The 18,335-nt window shown below is 66.8% G+C and carries 13 protein-coding genes; 4 read left to right on the forward strand and 9 right to left on the reverse strand.

Annotated features, from left to right (window positions below):
• The first annotated feature begins 2 nt into the window (after positions 1-2).
• Complete coding sequence (locus FB389_RS09605; protein ID WP_142113104.1) at positions 3-1,223, forward strand: N-acetylglucosamine-6-phosphate deacetylase; 1,221 nt, start codon at positions 3-5, stop codon at positions 1,221-1,223.
• Positions 1,224-1,279: 56 nt separating this feature from the next.
• Here the strand turns inward: FB389_RS09605 and FB389_RS09610 are convergent, their stop codons facing one another.
• The gene (locus FB389_RS09610; protein WP_142113106.1) at positions 1,280-1,738 is read right to left on the reverse strand and encodes a DUF3515 family protein; all 459 of its coding nucleotides are present in this window, start codon (positions 1,736-1,738) and stop codon (positions 1,280-1,282) included.
• A 71-nt stretch (positions 1,739-1,809) separates the two neighbouring features.
• Here FB389_RS09610 and FB389_RS09615 point away from each other — a divergent pair, with 71 nt between their 5' ends.
• On the forward strand, positions 1,810-2,808 hold the full coding sequence (locus tag FB389_RS09615) for a thiamine-phosphate kinase (RefSeq protein ID WP_142113108.1): 999 nt from the start codon (positions 1,810-1,812) through the stop codon (positions 2,806-2,808).
• Here the strand turns inward: FB389_RS09615 and FB389_RS09620 are convergent.
• On the reverse strand, positions 2,793-3,311 hold the full coding sequence (locus FB389_RS09620; RefSeq protein ID WP_142113110.1) for a GNAT family N-acetyltransferase: 519 nt from the start codon (positions 3,309-3,311) through the stop codon (positions 2,793-2,795). The genes FB389_RS09615 and FB389_RS09620 overlap by 16 nt on opposite strands.
• 195 nt (positions 3,312-3,506) lie before the next feature.
• Complete coding sequence (locus FB389_RS09625) at positions 3,507-4,325, reverse strand: hypothetical protein (RefSeq protein WP_142113112.1); 819 nt, start codon at positions 4,323-4,325, stop codon at positions 3,507-3,509.
• Positions 4,326-4,767: 442 nt separating this feature from the next.
• Between FB389_RS09625 and cimA the strand changes: the two genes are divergently transcribed.
• Positions 4,768-6,366, forward strand: coding sequence for a citramalate synthase (gene cimA, locus FB389_RS09630; RefSeq protein WP_142113113.1), 1,599 nt, complete (start codon positions 4,768-4,770; stop codon positions 6,364-6,366).
• 59 nt (positions 6,367-6,425) lie between these two features.
• On the opposite strand, the gene FB389_RS09635 is transcribed toward cimA, so the two are convergent.
• The 5 genes from FB389_RS09635 to FB389_RS09655 are packed head-to-tail and all read right to left on the reverse strand — an operon-like array spanning position 6,426 to position 11,925.
• On the reverse strand, positions 6,426-7,118 hold the full coding sequence (locus tag FB389_RS09635; RefSeq protein ID WP_142113115.1) for a hypothetical protein: 693 nt from the start codon (positions 7,116-7,118) through the stop codon (positions 6,426-6,428).
• A gap of 24 nt (positions 7,119-7,142) precedes the next feature.
• A complete protein-coding gene (locus FB389_RS09640; protein WP_142113117.1) occupies positions 7,143-7,862 on the reverse strand; it encodes a YggS family pyridoxal phosphate-dependent enzyme in 720 nt (239 codons plus the stop codon).
• Between the two features lie 3 nt (positions 7,863-7,865).
• Positions 7,866-8,366, reverse strand: a complete 501-nt coding sequence (gene ybaK, locus FB389_RS09645; RefSeq protein WP_142113119.1) for a Cys-tRNA(Pro) deacylase — start codon at positions 8,364-8,366, stop codon at positions 7,866-7,868.
• Positions 8,359-11,001, reverse strand: coding sequence for a DEAD/DEAH box helicase (locus tag FB389_RS09650; RefSeq protein WP_142113120.1), 2,643 nt, complete (start codon positions 10,999-11,001; stop codon positions 8,359-8,361). Before FB389_RS09650 ends, ybaK begins: the two co-directional genes overlap by 8 nt.
• Positions 11,002-11,010: 9 nt before the next feature.
• Complete coding sequence (locus FB389_RS09655; RefSeq protein ID WP_246043611.1) at positions 11,011-11,925, reverse strand: 3-methyladenine DNA glycosylase; 915 nt, start codon at positions 11,923-11,925, stop codon at positions 11,011-11,013.
• 114 nt (positions 11,926-12,039) lie between these two features.
• Here FB389_RS09655 and FB389_RS09660 point away from each other — a divergent pair, with 114 nt between their 5' ends.
• Positions 12,040-16,416, forward strand: coding sequence for an FtsK/SpoIIIE domain-containing protein (locus FB389_RS09660; protein ID WP_170207950.1), 4,377 nt, complete (start codon positions 12,040-12,042; stop codon positions 16,414-16,416).
• A 99-nt stretch (positions 16,417-16,515) separates the two neighbouring features.
• On the opposite strand, the gene FB389_RS09665 is transcribed toward FB389_RS09660, so the two are convergent.
• Positions 16,516-18,291 carry a lipase family protein gene (locus FB389_RS09665; RefSeq protein WP_142113126.1) on the reverse strand — a complete coding sequence of 592 codons (1,776 nt, stop codon included), beginning with the start codon at positions 18,289-18,291 and terminating at the stop codon, positions 16,516-16,518.
• Positions 18,292-18,335 lie beyond the last annotated feature (44 nt).

Here is an 18,335-nt window from a genome sequence, read left to right on the forward strand (position 1 = left end):
TCATGGACCGGACATCGCTGATTACCGCCGCCCGCGTCGTGACGGCAACCCGCAGCTACGCGCCCGGATGGGTGCTGATACGGGGGGAACTCGTCCTTGAATGTGGCGAGGGGCAGCCGCCCGCCGTTCCCGCATCCGTCACCGATATGGGGCAATCGACCATCGTCCCCGGATTCGTCGACATGCACGTTCACGGCGGCGGGGGAGGCACCTTCGCGGGAACCGATCGGGCAGCGGCGCTGATCGCGCGGGCGGCCCACCTCGAACGCGGGACCACCACGACGATGGCGTCGCTGGTCACGCAGACCCCCGCCCAACTCCTGGCCGCGGTGATGATGAACGCGCAATTGTGCCGCGAAGGCCACGTTCGCGGAATACATCTCGAGGGGCCGTGGATCAGCCCGCAAAGAAAGGGCGCGCACCCCCTCGAACTGCTGCGTGACCCAGACCTGGAGGAGATCGATGCCCTCATCGAAGCCGGCGACGGCTACCTGAAAATGGTGACCATGGCGCCCGAGCGGGCGGGGGCCATCGCCGCAATCGAGCGATTCGTGGATGCGGGCGTCGTGGTGGCGGTGGGACACACCGACGCCGATTACGCCACCACCGAGCGTGCAATCGACGCGGGCGCGACCGTGGCGACCCACCTATTCAACGCCATGCGCCCCCTTGGGCACCGCGAACCCGGGCCCATTCTCGCGCTCGCGCGTGACCCCCGCGTCACCCTCGAGCTGATCGGCGACGGCGTCCACGTGCACCCCGACCTAGTGGACTACTCGCGCTGTGTTGCGGGCCGCGACAGGACCGTATTCGTTACCGATGCCATGGCCGCGGCGTGCTGCGACGATGGCGACTACGTGTTGGGAGCCCTGCCCGTCGAGGTGGTGGGCGGCGTTGCGCACATCGCGGGAACGGACACGATTGCCGGATCGACAACGACCATGGAGGCGAATTTCCGGGCCGCGCTGCGCCCGGGGTTCGCGGGGCAAAACGGTGCGCGGCCTGCCTCTCGCGATGAGTCGCCTGGCGCGGTGAAATGCGACCCATTGCAGGTTCCAGACGACATCGTGATTGGCGCGGTCCGGGCCTGCGCGACGCTGCCCGCCGCGGCGATGGGATGGGATGAGGCGGGGGATCTGTCGGCCGGAAAGGCGGCCAATATGGCGGTGCTCAATGCGGCCGGTGAGGTGACGAAAGTGATACTCGCGGGCCGGGCACTGTAGGCCCCGGGCGGCGGGCTCGGGCGGCCACCCGCCGCGGCGCCGCTGCGGGCGTAAGGCTATTCGCAGTGAGCGGTCACGGTCGTGGCCGTCAGGGCATCGGAAAGGTCAGTCAACCCGGGTTGGGTCAGGCCAAGGGAATCGGGAACGTTGAGCTCCACCGCCGGGGTCCGGCCGTAGGTCGTGAAGCGCCAACCGGTGGATACCTTCGCTGAAATCCAGTCAACCGTCGTGTCACCGTACGTCACCGAAAGGCAATCGGCGCTGGGGCCGGGTTGCTGCACACCACACTGCAAGGTGATCGCCTTCCCAGCATCTCCCCAGGCGGTGGTGGACTGGCTGGTTGTCTGGCGGCGCGCAAGCCCGTCGAGGGTTTCCGGGGTGCGCACCAGCACCATCCCGCAGGCCGGGTCCGTCGCGTCGGTTCCGGCCTCGACCGCGATTGTCGGGGCGCAGCCCCCGGCGATCAGGGCAGATAGCGCGGCCGCCGCCGCCAGGATCCGAGGAAGAGTGCTCACCCGCTCAGCCTAGCGCGGGGGAATGCGGTGCCGCGCATCGCGCCGCGGGCATTGACGGTTAGGGTGAAGCAATGACCGAACGCGTCCAAGACCTTGACGAGGCAGAACTACTCACCCGCATATTTGCCGTGTTGGGAAGCGCGAGCGCCGCGTCAACCCTGCTCGGCCCCGGAGACGATTCGGCGATCGTGGCGGCCGCGGACGGCAGATTCACCATTTCCACAGACCTACTGGTCGAAGGGCACCATTTCCGGCGTGACTGGTCCAGCGGCTACGACATCGGATGGCGTGCCGCAATGCAAAACATGGCGGATGCGGCCGCAATGGGCGCGCGGCCAACGGCACTCACGGTGGGATTGGTGCTTCCGGCGGACACCGAGGTCGCCTTCGTCCAGGAGCTTGCTCGCGGATTCGTTGACGCCGGCGGGCCCTGGGCGCTCGACGTAGTCGGCGGGGATTTGGTGGCGGGACCGTGCCTGATGGTCGCCGTCACCGTCACGGGAGATTTGGGTGCGGCGCCCGCGGTACTGCGCAGCGGCGCCCGCCCGGGCGACGTGCTGGCGCTTGCGGGCCGCTGCGGATGGTCCGCCGCCGGACTCGCCGTCCTGGGATCGGGGCGCCTCGACGAAACCGTCACCCGCACGCATCCCCAGGTCCGTGCCGTGATAGAGGCCTTCAGGCGACCCGTGGCGGCCATCGCCGAGGGGGTCGCGGCGCGCCCGCACGCCCACGCCATGATGGATGTGTCCGACGGGTTGGTTCGCGATGCAGCCAGGATCGCCGCCGCGTCCGGGGTCAGCATCGAGCTGCGTGAACCCGAGATCGCCTTGGCGCGGGACGCCGAACTGCTCGGCGCCGTAGCGGAGTTCCTGGGGGACCCCGGCCTGGTTCGCGCATGGCTGCTCGGCGGCGGCGAGGATCACGCGATGCTAGCCGCATTCCCGGCCGATGCCGTGCCGGCAGGCTTCGCCCCGGTCGGGGCCGTCAAGGCGCGCGCGGGCCAAGCGCCCGCTGTGACGGTTGCCGGGGCGGAGCCGCACGTGCGCGGGTGGGATCACTTTCGCCGGTAGCGGAGCTCTAGGACGTCGGTGTTGTCGAAGGTCGCCATGCGTTCGACGCCGTCCTCGCTAAAGCCGTGGCGCCGGTAGAATTGCCGCGCCCGATCGTTGTCGGCAAGCACCCACAGCGTGACGTCGTTGGCCGCGGGTACGTGGTCAATCACCGTCCGCATGAGCGCGCGCGCCACGCCGCGGCCCCACACCTGCGGGTGCAGGTATAAAGTCAACAACTCCAGCGTGAGCCTGCCCGCATCCTCATCGCGCGATTCGCCCAGCGATGCGAATCCGACGACGGCCGAAGCGCCCGTCGTGGCAACCCACGTTCGGTGCGTCGGGCTGGCCAACTCGCGCGACCAGCGGACCGCCCGCTCGGCGACGTCGATGCCGCTCAAGTAGGTGTCCGGAATCACGCCTGAGTATGCCTGGCGCCACGAGGTAACGTGCACCCCGGCGATTGACGCGGCGTCCTCGGGTCGGGCCACGCGTATGGAGAACTCAAGGGGTGTTCCGTCCATGCCTTCTAGCGTGCCACGACCGGTGGGTAACGCAACAGGTACACGCCGGTAAATTTATGCCGTTTTGTTCTGATTGGTGTTGGCGGTTCGGCGGGGCGCAGCCCCGCCCGCGAGCCGGATCCCCGGTTGGGCCCTATACGTCCGCGGGCCCCCGGTTTGCACCGAGGGGCCCGCGGACGTACGCGTCCTGCGAATCTACCGCTTCTTGTACTTGGCGGTGTACGAATAGGCGGGCCCATGCTTCGACTTCGCGACCTTGACCTTCACCTTGGCCGGTAGCTTTACGCCGCTCAGCTTGAGCTTGGCGCGCGCGCTAGAACTCTGGCGCTTGAGCTTGAAGGCCTTCTTGATCTTTTTGTATTTCTTCTTGCCCTTGCTCTTGACGTATACCCGCACCTTCGAGCCCGCATATGCCTCAGGGGTGTAAAGGTAGGTGTCCGCCCGTCCCTTGCGGACATAGAGGTACGAACTGAACGATGTCTTCTGCTTCGCCCATGACTTCGATCCATTCACCGTGATCGTCAGGGTGCCCCGCTTCGTGACGGTGATGTCCTCGTTGGCTGTCGTTGTGGCACTGAGCTTGACATTGACGTCAACCCGATAGACGCCGGGGCTCTTGTATTGGTTGAGCTCCAGCTGCCAGAACTTGTCGGTTCCCGGGCCGGCGGTGTGGGAGGTGCGCGAGCTCACATACAGTTTCGGCACGTAGGACTTGTCGGGGGAACTCACGACGGACACGTCCGCCGTAATGAAGTACGAGGCGTACTTGATCCCGTCACCATTGGAATCTGAGTAGTCGCTTTGCGCCGCCGGGCCGTTGAATGTGATGTTGAGCGGCACGTACTTCGAACCGTCGGCGGGCAGGGTGACCGTCTTCGGTGCCTGTGGGAACGTCACCGAGGTGAACGCCCCCACCCCGGCGGCCTGCGCAGCGGGGGCACCGAGCGCAACGGTCCCACCCGCAAGGATCAGCGAGAGCGCGATTGCGGCCGATTTCAGTCTTATGCGAGTCATGAGTGGTTCGCTTTCGTAGGTTGGGTCCCGTGCCCCCGTGGAACCCGATGGTGGTAAACGTGTGGTGTTACGTTCACAGGTTGCCCGCTGTGCGCAAGATGTGCGCGTTGAAACGGCACAAATCGACCTAATGTGACAAGCATCACGTTGAATGAGTAATGGAGGTTGGAGCATAATGCGGGATTGCTCCCAACGGGGGTAGCGACACCCGGGGGAGGGGCGGCGCTCGTTCGTGAATCGACCCGTCGCGGCGGCCAACATTGCCGTCATCCGGGCACCCGTGCCACAATGACTGGGTGAGCGGTGAAATCATTATTCGCGAGCGCGCCTGAGATCACTTCGATCCCGGACGCGCTAACCTCCCCTGCCGGGAGGTTTTTTTATTGCCTCGCACTCGCTTCGGACCAGCGTCGATCCCGGCGCCCAGGAAAGGGACACCACGATGAAGTTCCAGGTCTACGACACGACCCTGCGCGATGGAGCGCAACAAGAGGGCATGAACGTCTCGGTCAACGATAAGCTCGCGATCGCGCAGCTACTCGATGATCTGGGTGTCGGGTTCATAGAGGGCGGATGGCCCGGGGCCATCCCGAAGGACACGGACTTCTTTTCCCGGGCGCGCAAGGAGCTGAACCTCAAGAATGCCCAACTCGCGGCGTTCGGCGCCACCAGGAAGGCGGGCATCGGTGCGGGGACGGATCCGCAGGTGCTGGCGCTGGTGAACTCGCAGGCACCGGTGGTCACCCTGGTAGCCAAGTCGGATATCCGCCACGTCGAACGCGCGCTGAAAACCACGCCGGAGGAAAACCTGGCGATGATCCGCGACACCGTCGAGTTTCTGCGCGCCGAGGGCAGGCGGGTCATGGTCGATGCCGAACACTTCTTCGACGGGTATCGGTTCGATTCCGACTATTCGACCGCGGCCGTCATGGCGGCGTTCGAGGCGGGCGCGGAAAGCGTGATCCTCTGCGACACGAACGGGGGCATGCTCCCGGAATGGGTGGCGCACATCGTCACCGAACTGCGCGAGGCAACCGGCACCGGAACCGACGCCGCGATCTTGGGCATGCACGCTCACAACGACACCGGGTGCGCGGTCGCGAATTCGCTTGCCGCGGTCAGCGCCGGGGTGCGGCACGTGCAGGGCACGGTCAACGGATACGGGGAGCGGACGGGCAACGCCGACCTCATCACCGTCCTGGCGAACCTCGAGCTCAAATACAAGATGCCCACGCTCGCAGGCGGGGGACTGGCCGACGCGACCCGCATTGCCCACCAGATTTCGGAAGTAACGAACATCACCGCCTACGGGCGCCAGCCCTACGTCGGGGCCAGCGCGTTCGCGCACAAGGCGGGCCTGCACGCCTCCGCAATCAAAGTGGACCCGGACCTGTACCAGCACACCGACCCGACCCTGGTCGGCAACGACATGCGGATGCTGGTTTCCGAGATGGCCGGGCGCGCCTCGATCGAACTCAAGGGCCGGGAACTGGGATTCGACCTGACCGGGCGCGGCGACGTGCTGACCGCGGTGACGAACCGCGTCAAGCAGGCCGAGGCCAATGGCTACACCTACGACGCCGCGGACGCGTCCTTCGAGTTGCTGTTGGTCGAGGAGTTGGAGGGCACTCGTCCCAAGTATTTTGCGGTCGAATCGTGGCGGGCAATCGTTGAACGGGTGGGGCCGCGCGGCACGCAGGCGAATGCGGAGGCGACGGTCAAGTTGGTGGCCGGTGGGGAACGCTTGGTCAGCGTCGGCGAGGGCAACGGGCCGGTCAACGCCTTGGACCACGCGCTGCGCAGCGCGTTGCAGCAGGTCTACCCCGAAATCAACACCTTCGAACTGATCGACTTCAAGGTTCGCATCCTGGATGAAACTCACGGCACCGACGCGATAACCCGGGTGCTGATCCAGACCACGGACGGGGTCAACCGGTGGTCGACGGTGGGCGTCGGGCCGAACCTGCTCGAGGCGTCGTGGGAGGCGCTCACGGATTCGGCGATATACGGGCTGCGGCAGGCGGGCATCACTCCGCGCTGATCATGGTATAGGGACGAGGCCCGACCTCCTTGCCAACGGTCCGCGGGGAACCGGCGGGATTAGCCGCGGGTCACCGCGAAGTCCACTTTCGTGTTGGCGAGCGCCGCATGCAGCGACGCTTCGCGCTTCGCGGACTTGGGTCCCGAACGGGTGACGTCGGGCACCTCGATCACCAGCGTGAATCGGTGCGCGCCGGCGGCTTGTGCGGGGACCAGTGCCAGGGATTCCGGGTGGGTGAGCGCCGCGAGCCCCTTGTCGAAGGCCGCCTTGAGGAGCCGGGCGTTGCGGGCGTCGATGGTTGTCGCGGGCAACGCGATCGTCGTGGCAAGGGCCGCGTCGGCCTGATTCCATACGACCTGCGGTTGGGGAACGTGCGGGTCTTGATCGGGGTCATCGGATTCCTCGTCGCGCAGGCCGCCGGGGGCCGCTTCAATCGGGATGGAACTGCCCAACGACTCCTGCATTATTTCGATCGTCTGGGTTTCGAGCTCTGCGAGATCGCGATGCGTCGGATGGACCCGAATGGCGACGGTCGCCTGGTCAACGCCTGGAGGGATGGAATCGCCGACCTGATTGGTCTGGATGGCCTCGATCGCTTGCAGCAGCCCGGCGGAAAGCAGGTCGGCGGTTTCCGAGTTCGCGGGCTGCGATGTGTCCAATGGCACCGCGATGACGATTCGCGAATTATCGGCATCCCACGACTCGGACCAGCGTGGGGCGGACTGGCGCTTGCGCCCGAAGAATGAAGCCATGCCTACGACTTTCCCGCACTGGGCCTAAGCATGCAAATCCCGCGGCCCGAACGCGCCGATGCCCGGGCGCACGATCGTCGCCCCGCAGGCGATGGCGATGTCGAGATCCCGTGTCATGCCCATCGAAAGCTGCGTGCAGGTCGGGACCTGGGCCCGGACGCTGTCGCGCAGGTCACACAAGGAATCGAAGGCCCTGGCGGTGAGCGAAAGGTCGTCGCTGCGCGCACCGATCGTCATCAGGCCGCGCACCTCAACGCCGGGAACCTGCGCGATCTGGGCGACGGTCCGCTGGGCATCGTGCACCGCGATGCCGGACTTCGCCGCCTCCGCCGAGGTATTGACCTGCACAAACACCGCCAGGTCCGTCTCCGATTGCCAGCGCTGCGCTAGCGCCTTGGCCTGGTCAACGCTGGCAACCGATTCGACGGTGGGGCCGCGCAATTGCGCGAGGGCGCGCAGCGCCGCGTTGATCTTGTTGCTTTGCAGCGGGCCGATGAGGTGCGTTTCGACATCGAGCGCCGCGAACGTCGCGGTCTTGGCGACCAATTCCTGGACGCGGTTTTCCCCGACAAGCACGTCGAGCCCGCCGGCGCGCGCCGCCGTGACGGCCGAATCGATGAGCGCTGGGGGCTGGGTCTTGGTGGCGAGCAGCACTCTGACGCTGCCGGGGGCGCGCCCGGCCCGCACGCAGGCCTCGGCGATGCGATCGGTGAGTGCGGCGACGCGATCATTGATGCTTTGCACCGGTCAGGCCCTCGCGATCGGGGCGACCACGGCCGCCGTGAGCTGCGCAAGATCCTGGGGTGCCAACTCGATGTCCAGACCGCGCCGCCCTCCCGAGACCAGCACGGTGGCGTGCGTCAGCGCTGACGCATCGAGAACCGTTGCATGTCTTGTCTTCTGCCCCAGGGGCGAGATCCCCCCGACCACATAGCCCGTGGCCCGCTGCGCGAGAGCCTGGTCGGCCATGACGGCGCGCTTCGCACCGAGCGCTTGCGCCAACGCCTTGAGATCCAGGTGTCCCCCCACCGGCACGATTCCGACGCTAAGGGACGAATCGGCCATCACCATCAGGGTTTTGAAAACGGATGCCGGGTCGCGCCCCAGTGCGGTGGCGGCCTCCATGCCGAAGTTCAAGGTGGATCGGGGATCGTGGTCGTATTCGAGCACTTCGAACGGGATACCGGCCGCCTCAAGCGCGACTATTGCCGGGGTCGAACCCGCGGTCCTTGACTTCTTCTTAGCCATTGAAATCACCATCCGCTTCCCATGGGCCGACGGCAGTGACGTGAATGACGACCTGACCCGCCTCATCGCACTCATCCAGATCAACGGTCGCGCGGATCTCCCAATCCCCGGTGTGCTCGGGATCGTCTATGACCTGGCGAACGCGCCACACCCTGTCGCCGCCGCGGGGATCGGTGTCTATATGCAGAAGGGCCGCGGAACGGGCGGCGGCATCGAACCCGATCGCGTCGTCCCCGAACTCATCGAAAAGCGGATCGAGCGCGTCCGCCCACCGGTCGGCGTCCCAGCCGTTTGCGCCATCGAGCCCGGCAAGGGCGCGGTAGTCCTCGCGCGCGGCGAGCTCAACTCGGCGGAACATGGCTCCGGCCACCATGATTCTGAAGCTACGCAGGTTCGCGGTCATGGGGCGAACGGGCTCGGACTCGCCGACACCGCTGAGCGGAGAATCGCCCGGGAGCGTATCGGCGTCGTCGTCGACGGGGTTGGCGAGACGCTCCCACTCGTCCAGCAGCGATGAGTCGGTAGATCGGACGGTCTCGGACAGCCAGGTCACGACATCCTCGACCTCCTGCGTGCGGTGCTCGGCGACAACTGTCTTCGCCAAGGCCCGGTAGGCATCCGCGAGGTATCGCAACAAGACCCCCTCCGTGCGATCCAAACCAAACCGGCTCACGTACTCGCCGAACGTCGCACCCGTCTCGACCATGTCCCGGACCACGGACTTACACGACAATTCGTAGTCAGCGACCCACGGGTTGGTCTTCCGGTACGTCGCGAAGGCGGGCTCCAGGACCTCGTGCAGGGGTTTTGGCCACGTCACTTCCTCCAGTGCCGCCATGCGCTCGTCGTAGTCGTAGCCCTCGGCCTTCATCGCAGCGATCGCCTCGCCCTTGGCAGCGCGCTGTTGCGCATAAAGCACTTGGCGAGGATCATCCAGCGTTGCTTCGATCGTCGAAATGATGTCGAGGGTGTGCCCCGGATCCTCCGTATCGAAAAGGTCTTGCGCCGCCAATGCGAACGGTGAGAGCGGTTGGTTCATCGCGAACTGGTCAGGGATATCGCGAGTGAGGCGCACCCGCGCGCGGAGCCGGCCCCGGTCATCGCGGTACGAGGTGTGCTCCACGACGCCCGCCTGGCGCAGGGAGGTATATATCTGCAACGCCATGCGGGCGTGCCCGCGGCGAGCGGCTTCCGGTTCGTGGTTGTTTTCCAGCAGGTAGGACATGACTGCCAATGCGTCATAGTCCTTGTCGTCGCGGGAGCGGGCAAGGACGTTGAGAACCAACGCGTGGTTGACCGCGAAGTGGCTGGTTAGCGGTTCGGGCGCGGCCGCGCACAGTCGTTCAAAGGTCTTATCCGTCCAGTTGACGGATCCCTCAGGTGCCTTTTTGCGGACGATCTTCTTCAGCTTCTTGGGGTCGTCGCCTGCCTTTTCCAGGGCCCGGCGGTTCTCGATGACGTGGTCGGGTGCCATCACCAGGACATCACCGACGGTGTCATAGCCAGCTCGCCCCGCCCGCCCGGCGATCTGATGGAATTCGCGTGCGGAAAGGTGTCGCATGCGTTCTCCGTCGAATTTGACCAGCGACGTCAAGAGCACGGTTCTGATCGGGACGTTGATGCCCACCCCGAGTGTGTCGGTTCCGCACACGACGGCCAGCAGCCCGGCCTGGGTTAGCCTCTCCACGACCCGCCGGTACTTCGGCAGCATTCCGGCATGATGTATCCCGATCCCCGCTCGCAGGAGCCTTGAGAGCGTCTGCCCGAACCCGCGGCCGAACCTGAAATCACCCAGCTCGTGTGCGATCTTTTGCTTTGTCTCCTTGTCGATCAAGGTGGTGCTGAGCAGCGAGGTCGCGCGGTCGATGGCGTCCTTTTGCGCGAAGTGGACCACGTAAACCGGGAATCGATGCGTGTGTACCAGTTCTTCGAGGACATCCTGAATAGGTTCGATGACATACGAGAAGTTGAGGGGCACGGGACGCTGCGTGCTCGTCACGCATGCGACCTCGCGGCCGGTGCGCCGCCGCAGGTCTTCCACGAAGAAATCCGTGTCACCGAGCGTCGCCGACAGCAGCACGAACTGCGTCTTGTGCAGCAGCAACAACGGAACCTGCCACGCCCACCCGCGTTGCGGATCGGCGTAGAAGTGAAATTCATCCATGACGACCTGCCCGATCGCGTCGGGTCCCGCCGCATCGCCACCGGCGCGTAGCGCCAGATTCGCCAGGATTTCTGCCGTGCAGCAGATGATGGGCGCACTCGCGTTGACCGCGCTGTCCCCGGTCATCATGCCCACGTTGGCCGTGCCAAACAGCCGGACCAACTCGAAGAACTTCTCCGACACCAGCGCCTTGAGCGGTGCGGTGTAAAAGGTCCTGCCGCCGCCCGCCATCCTCGCCATCTGGGCGAAGTGCGCGGCGGCGGCGATCATCGACTTGCCCGAACCCGTGGGTGTCGAGACGATGACGTGCGCGCCCGTGGCGACATCGAGCAGCGCCTCCTCTTGCGCGGGGTAGAGGGAAAACCCCTGCTCGCCGGCCCAGTCGGTGAACCCGTCGACGATGGCTTCTGCGCCGTCGTCGCCCGGAAGGTCGGGGACGTGGGCCAGCAGGGAGGGGTGCGAAGTCGGCATGATCCCAGTCTAGTGAGAAGGTCTGACATCGGAATACGCTGGATCCGCGCCGACCAAAGCGGTTGTAACCTCGAGCAGCCGCGCGCGTAGAGCATCAGCGCGGGCGCGGAAGCCTCGTTGGCGAGAAATGTATTGCGCGCGGCCCTGCGCGGTTTCGATCGCGACCACGCCATAACCCCTGCTCGTGACGTCGTAGGGCGAGGCCTCCATATCCAGAATGCGGATATCGCGGGCAAGCTCAAAACAATCGAGAACGAGGCCCCCCGGCACCGCCGGACCCAATTTCAGAGCGTGCCGCAGCAGGTCCATATTCGTGTGCAGGCACGCGGGTTGTTCCTGAAAGATGCGGCCCTGGGCGCTCGGCGCAAGAGTGTTGAGCGGAACCGCGGCCGGGGTGAAAAAGCGAAACGCGTCGAAGTGCGAGCAACGGATGGTGGAGTTGTCCACGACCTCGTCCGTGCGTTCCTGTCCCAGGCGCAACGGCAGCGCATGGCGGTGGTCCGCCTGCCGGTAGACCATGGCCCATTCGTGCAGCCCCAAGCAGCCGAAGAAGGGGGTGGCGCCCATCGTGTTGGTCAGCAGCGTGTGAATCCAGCGCACCGTGTCCGCGCGCTCGTCCATGAAGGCCGCGCCGTCAAACCAGACCAACGCCCTATCGTCGCGCGGTTCGCCGGCCTGCCGTCCGGACGCGCCCCGTTCCGGTCCCCGGGAGGCATACCAGCGCGTTCCCTTCCACGCCGCGATCTGGTCGGCGCTTCCAGCCAGCGTCACCCCGATCCCCGGTTGCCAACGCCGCAACAGGCCCGGGCGCACGGGGTAATAGGTGAAAAGAAAGTCCTCGACCTCGTCTTTGGCGCCCGTCGCCGTGCGCTGCTCGCGCGCCGCAAGCAAGCCATCAGCGCGGGCGCGATGGCGGATTGCCACGCTGTTCCATTCCTCATGGGGCAAAGGTACGCCGGACCGGATCACGCCAAGATCTTACCCGCGAGGTTGTGGATAACTCATGCTGCGTGGCGCCCGCCAAGTAGCGTGCGGTTCATGCGATGGGAACTGCGTGATGCACAACGGTGGTTGGTCATTCTCGAATGCGACTCGAACGCGACCGTCGGCATGATCGCCCACACCATTGCCGGTGCGATTCGCGGGGTCATCGGTCCGGCTCTAGAACCCATGACGCTATGCATGAGCGACACGGGTGCGCCGCCATGGCGCCCGGTGGCGCCAGCAATGACGCTGGCCGCTGCTGGAATTCGCTCCGGTGCATCCATTCGTCTGCTCCCGGTATCCGCGGTGCGTGTGGCCGACATGTCCCCGGCGCCGTGGGCGATGATGCGGGTCCGAACATCCACCGGCGCAACCGCGGCTGCCCCGCTGGTCACGGTTCCCGCCGAGATCGGTAGAGGGTGGCCGTGCGATCTGCGCGTGCTTGACGGCGCGGTGCCGCGCCGAGCGCTGGCGATTGAACCGGCCGGAAGGCACCACCAGGGTCACCTGACACACTGCCAGGTGAGCGATCCCAGCGGCAGTTGGACGCGCATCGTCCCCGTCCCCGGGAGCTTTACCGCGCGGGGCCTGACCTGCGAGATCGCCTCCGCGCCCGGTGGTCGGGTGGCGACCGCGGGCGGCCCGTTCGCAGCAACCGGGTGTCGCAATGATCTGTTCGAGGCCATTTTGCCCGCCCCGGATGTGCATCCGCTCCCGCCGCCGCCGCGCGCGCATACACCAGCCGCTGAGCCTGCGCCGGCCTCGTCCTTCGCGATGGGTTCACTCGCCGTGTCAGTCGGAATTCCGGCGTGCGCGGGCATCGTCCTGTGGGCGGCCACCGGGCAAACGGCGATGCTGTCCATGACCGCACTTTCGCTTGCTATCGGGCTCGGAACGATGGCCGAACAGTGGTGGCGAACTCGCCGCGAGCTGCGCCTGCACGACCGCGAACACGCCCGCGCGCTCGCGGCGGCCAAGCAGGATGCCGCCGCGGCGCATGCGACCTATGTAGCCGCGTTGGATGCGGCGGTCCCGGATGCCGCCGCTGCGGCAGCTGAAATAGCGGCGCGAGGGTCCCGGATCTGGTGCCGGCAGCCGGGCAACGCCAAATTCTTGACCTTGCGGCTCGGGTACGCCGCTGGCGGAGGCAGCGGTGAGGCCGCCGCGGAAGGCCGGGAGGCCGCGGAACGTCTGGCAGCCGCGGAAGGCCGGGCAGGCGTGGGGCCGTCGGACACCGCGGGGCCCACCGAATCGGCGTCCCTCACGGGCAGAGTGCTGCTGGTCAACCTCCGCGAAAAACCCGTCCTGGGCGTGTGCGGGGTTCGCGAGGACGCCTTAGCACTAGCGCGCGCGGCAATTGTCCAGCTCATCGCGTTCCACTCGCCCTCTCACGTGCGCGTGATGGCCTGCGTTCCCGGATCCCACGGCGCCGATTGGCGGTGGCTGGCGTGGCTCCCGCACGTGCGCCCGGGCGACGGGCTCACCGATAGCGACGACGACGACGGCGTCGTGCGGATGCAGGACGCGGTTGAACGCGAAATCGCGAGCCGGCTCGCGGACCGGGGCAACCGCCCGGAGGCGGAGTCAACCTGGCCCGCGGTCGTCATCGCGCTCGCGTGGCCGAAGTCGTCGCATGTCGCCCGGTGGGCGCAGGTCGCCCGCACCGGCGGGAGCGTGGGAGTCCACGTCATTTGGGTGGCAGCGGCGGCGGATTCCCTGCCTCCGGCGACCAGTCAGTTCGTGGAAATGATCCCCGCTGCGCACTTTGTCGATGCTGAAACGGGCCTTCGATGTCCCCTGCGGGCCTGCGACTCCTTAGATGCGGTGGCCGCGGAGGCGGCAGCGCGGAGCCTCGCCCCTTGCCGTGACGGCTCGGGGCACGCCACCGCGACCGAGCTTGCGCACCGGGTGGGACTCGTCGCGGCACTGGGATCGTGGGCGACCGACCCCGCGGGGGTTGCCTCCCGATGGTCCGATCCGCCCGCGGGCCTCACCTGTCCGATCGGGCTCGCGCCCGCCGCTTCCGCCACGATCTCGCTGGTGCGCGACGGGCCGCACGCTCTTGTGGGCGGCACGACGGGGTCCGGAAAATCCGAATTCTTGCAGGCGTGGGTGTTGGCTTTGGCAGCCAATTACAGTCCGCGCGACGTGACATTCCTGTTGATCGACTTCAAGGGCGGGGCCACATTCGCCCGGGCCGCGCAGTTGCCGCACGTGGTCGGGGTCGTCACGGATCTTTCGGACGCGCTGGTCATGCGCGTCTTGGTGTCGCTGCGCGCCGAGATACGCCATCGCGAGCAGGTGCTAGCGCACTGGGGCTGCGCCGATGTGGGGGCCTTGCGCGCGCTGCGGCCCGCGGTCGTGCTGCCGCCCCTGGTCATAGTGATCGACGAGTTCGCCGCCCTGGTTACGGAGGTCCCCGACTTCATCGAGGGCATAATCGATATAGCTCGCCGCGGCCGGTCGTTGGGGATTCACCTCATCCTCGCGACGCAGCGTCCCGCGGGCGTTGTCAGCGACAACGTGCGGGCCAACACCTCGATCAAGGTGTGTCTTCGTGTTGCCTCGGCCGAAGACAGCATCGACGTCATCGGCGTCGACGCGGCCTACCGCCTTCCCAAGCAGTTTCCGGGTCGTGCCTTCCTGAAAATCGGGGCCGAACCTGCCTACATGTGCCAGTCCGCGTACGCGGGCGAACCCGCTTCATCTGAGGGGCCTCGTCCCATGCCAACGCTTTGCAACGCGCCCGGCTTTGCGCGCGCTCCGGACGATTTTGACGACCGCAACTGCGTGGATGCCCGCCGCCGCGATGCGGCCGGGGACGTCGCAGCGCGGCCCAGCAATCAGCTTGAACAGGTGACGGCGGCCATCGCGCAGGCGGCGCTCGCGGCCGGGGAAATGCCGCCGCGCAGGCCCTGGCTCGACCCGCTGCCCGCCGTCGTGCGGCTGGCGGAGATCGAGCATCTCTTGGAGCCCAGGACGATCACCCTCGGCCTGCTGGACGACCCCGCGACCCAGTCGCAGCCGCCGTGGGCCTGGGATCTTTCGGATCCGCGCCCCACATTCGTCATCGGCGGACCCGGCTCCGGCAAGACGTCGTTGCTGCACACGGTCGTTGCCGCGGTGGGCAGGTACTCGATGTCCGAACTCAACGGCGCATGGTCGGGGCCCGCCGTACAGGTCCACATTCTCGACGCCGTCGGCGACATCGACCCAGATTGCGGGGACGTGCCCGTGGTGGTCAACCTCATTCGCGGAACCGACCGCGAAAGGCTCGGGCTGGCCTTGCAGGAGATCGCGGCACTGGCCGGTGAGCGACGAAACGGCCGGGACACCGCGAACGAACCCCCGGTTATCGTGCTGGTGAACGGGATCGACGTCCTGGCGCGCCTATACGAACGCGACATGATCGGCACGTTGGGGACGCTTGCCGGAGAAATAGCGCGGGCGGGGGCGCTCGGAATCCACCTGTTGGCTACGGCGGCCTCGCTCAGTGAGATTCCGCACGACCTGCGGGCGGACGGACCCGTGATTGTCCGCATCGGGGTTGGCGCCGACGGCGTCACGCGCTCCCCGGGAGCCATCAACGCCGACCCGGAGCGGGGGAGCGCGCAGGTGGAGGGCAGGATCGCAATCGATGCGAAGCCACGATGCGAGGGACAAGAGGTGGAAGACGCGCACGGCTTTCGCCGGCTTGCGGCCCGCATTGCCGCGGCGGGCGTGGTACGACCCGGCCGTCCGGTGGTTGCCCTGCCCGCGGCGATCGCGCTGAGCGAGGTCACGCGCCCGGATTCGCCGCGCCCGGATTCGCCTCGCGCGGCCCCGGTCGTCGGCATCGCCGCAGGCACTCTTCGACCCGTGGCCGTCGAATGGGACCGCGGTGTGCGAGTCACCGGCGGTGTGCAAGCGGGAAAGACGACGGCCGCGCTCACGCTGCTCTACGGGGCGATACTGGCACGCAGCGTACGCGCCCCGCTGGTTGTGGCACCGGATTCGCGGGCGGCCGAAGTCGTGCCGCCTGCCGTCGCCGCGGTCAGCGAAATCATCACGGGCGCATCGCAGTGTGCGGACCTCTTGCGCGATGCGGCACAAGACGCACGCACCGACCGGCTCGCGTGGGACGCCGTCGTCGTGCTGGAGGCCGCCGGATTCGGTGCGGGCGATACCGAAGGCATTATCGCGGGGGTGTGCGCGGCTGCGACACGAAACCGGATTCCGGTCGTCATCGAATCAGACGAGACGGAACTGGGACGATGCTGGTCGCTCCTTGACTACGCCCGCACGCTGCCGAATCGGCTCATAATGAACCCCACCGCGGATGAGGCGGCAGCGCTCGAGGTCGAACGGTGGTCCTTGGCCCCGGTTGCGGGCCGGGCCATAATCAGCACCGCCCGTGCCGCACGCGTCGTGCAGGTAGCGCTACCGATGTAGTAGGTTGCGCCGCGGCTTGCGGCGCAACAGGTACGCGCACAAGGGATTCGGGGAATCCGCTCGGCGATCTGAAGCGGGCCGGGCCGCCCCGCAACATTGCTACTGCGCCGAGCGATCGCGCACGGCAACGTGATCGTGGAACACCACCTGGTCACTGCCGTTGGAAAGGAAATCGTCGACGCCCGCGGGAGTGGACCCCTCATTGGCTCTGGCGGTGCGCGCATAGTCCAACGCGCTGTGGCCACCCGTGGCACCGATGATGGTCGTCCGCCCTGGGCCACAGGGATTGCTTGCGAGGTCGAGGCGAGGCACGGCCACATCGCCAGCATTCTCGAAACTGGTGACCGTAGTCGCCCGCGGAATCTCGATGCGACCGATGGGAGATCCCGCGGTCACGACGTGTTGGATCTTGAAATCGTTCTGGTAGTTCCGCGCGAAGGCCGCTGCCGTGATGCCGCCCTGGCTGAACCCGGCAACCATGACGCGGGCGCTGGCGGGATCCTGACCATACCGCGATATGGTGTCGCGGAGCGCGCTGTGCGCCGCCCGCAGCAATCCCGAATCGCCCTGCGCCATGATCGAGATATTCGAAGCCAGATCATTGGGCACGCGTGAGGTGGAATACCAGTCCTTTGTGCTCGGAATAATCACGGTGAAAACGGGCGGCTCGCTCTGCCTGACGGCGACCCTAATGACGCTCCGATCGGTTCGTCCCATCGCGTCGATCTCGCCCGCGTTGGCGAGCAGATCGGATATGGATCGGAACCGCTGGTAGTCCGCCGCTGCGCCGGAAGCACTTGCCCTCTTGCGGAACTCTTGCGCCCGCTCGCGCATTTGTCTTTGCTCAAAGGCAGTGGGCACGATCATGCGAACTTTGGTGCTATCCCATCCGGCGGCCGACCACGCGCGCTGCAGGCTCCCAACGATGGTGCGATACGACGCGGCGCCCTCGGTCGGCAGCAGCGCGCCGGTAACACGCTCGATCTCCTGCGGGGTGAGGCGGCGTCGGCCTGTGCCGGTGCGCCACGCGGTGGCGATGTCCTGCGGTATTCCAACCCACGAGGAGAACCCCCCGCCTCGCGCCTGCCACAACGCGGATGCGCCCTGCCACGTATCGCGCGCGGCGAGCCCCGCGGAAGTAACGATTCCCGCGCCGAAGGCAATGATTGCGCCGCCGGATGCGGTGATGACCGACGTGTGCCACTGGGCGAGGTTTGCGCCCGCGCCCAGCACAACGCCCGCGGCAGCGCGCGGCACCGCCAGCCCGTCCGCATTGATCCGCAGCACCATGGTCCCCGCCCCGACAGCGGTAGTGACGTGAGTGCGCACCAACGACGTAAGCGAAGCGGCGGACGCGGCAAGCACCTCATCCGCGGCGCTCAGATCACTTCCTATCCGTGACCACCCGGCGGCCAGGGTGGAACTCGCGGCCACGACGACTAGCAAGGTGGCGCTTGTCGAGTGACTTGCCGCCACGATTCGTGCTCCGGTGACCGGCGAGAACGGTACCGAGGAGACGATCTGCGGGTCAAGCGCTATTGCGGATACAAGTTTCTGCGCACTTCGCAGAGCGGTGCCCAGACTGTCTATGAGCCTGCGTGCCGACTCGATGTGGGCGCGATCGACGGCGATATCCGTCATCGCCGTCCGCGCGCGTTCGACGGCGGAGCCAACGGTATTGCGGTATTCCTGGGCCGTCTGGGTGGCCTGTGCGGAGACGTGACCGGTCACCCTCTGGGGCAGTTCGGTGAGGCGGTCGACCGGGGAATCGCGGGCGAGCTCGCGCGCGCCCCCGGTTCGCACGGCGTCCAGCGGCGCTTTGACGACGACGTCGACCGCGAGGTCCTTGTCGATTCCCCCGTCCTCACGCGACATCGATTCTCACCCCGCGTCTCCCGCTGTACCCCGCAGTCGGACGG

The sequence above is a fragment of the Rarobacter incanus genome (assembly GCF_006715765.1).
In the GTDB taxonomy this organism is placed as follows: Bacteria; Actinomycetota; Actinomycetes; order Actinomycetales; family Cellulomonadaceae; genus Rarobacter; species Rarobacter incanus.

Bases quoted from the DNA above. Each gene is read 5' to 3' on its own strand.
- ybaK (WP_142113119.1), bottom strand. From the start codon at position 8,366: ATGGCTAAGAAGAAGTCAAGGACCGCGGGTTCGACCCCGGCAATAGTC.
- FB389_RS09615 (WP_142113108.1), top strand. From the start codon at position 1,810: ATGACCGAACGCGTCCAAGACCTTGACGAGGCAGAACTACTCACCCGC.
- FB389_RS09660 (WP_170207950.1), top strand. From the start codon at position 12,040: ATGCGATGGGAACTGCGTGATGCACAACGGTGGTTGGTCATTCTCGAA.
- FB389_RS09625 (WP_142113112.1), bottom strand. From the start codon at position 4,325: ATGACTCGCATAAGACTGAAATCGGCCGCAATCGCGCTCTCGCTGATC.
- FB389_RS09605 (WP_142113104.1), top strand. From the start codon at position 3: ATGGACCGGACATCGCTGATTACCGCCGCCCGCGTCGTGACGGCAACC.
- cimA (WP_142113113.1), top strand. From the start codon at position 4,768: ATGAAGTTCCAGGTCTACGACACGACCCTGCGCGATGGAGCGCAACAA.
- FB389_RS09650 (WP_142113120.1), bottom strand. From the start codon at position 11,001: ATGCCGACTTCGCACCCCTCCCTGCTGGCCCACGTCCCCGACCTTCCG.
- FB389_RS09620 (WP_142113110.1), bottom strand. From the start codon at position 3,311: ATGGACGGAACACCCCTTGAGTTCTCCATACGCGTGGCCCGACCCGAG.
- FB389_RS09635 (WP_142113115.1), bottom strand. From the start codon at position 7,118: ATGGCTTCATTCTTCGGGCGCAAGCGCCAGTCCGCCCCACGCTGGTCC.
- FB389_RS09665 (WP_142113126.1), bottom strand. From the start codon at position 18,291: ATGTCGCGTGAGGACGGGGGAATCGACAAGGACCTCGCGGTCGACGTC.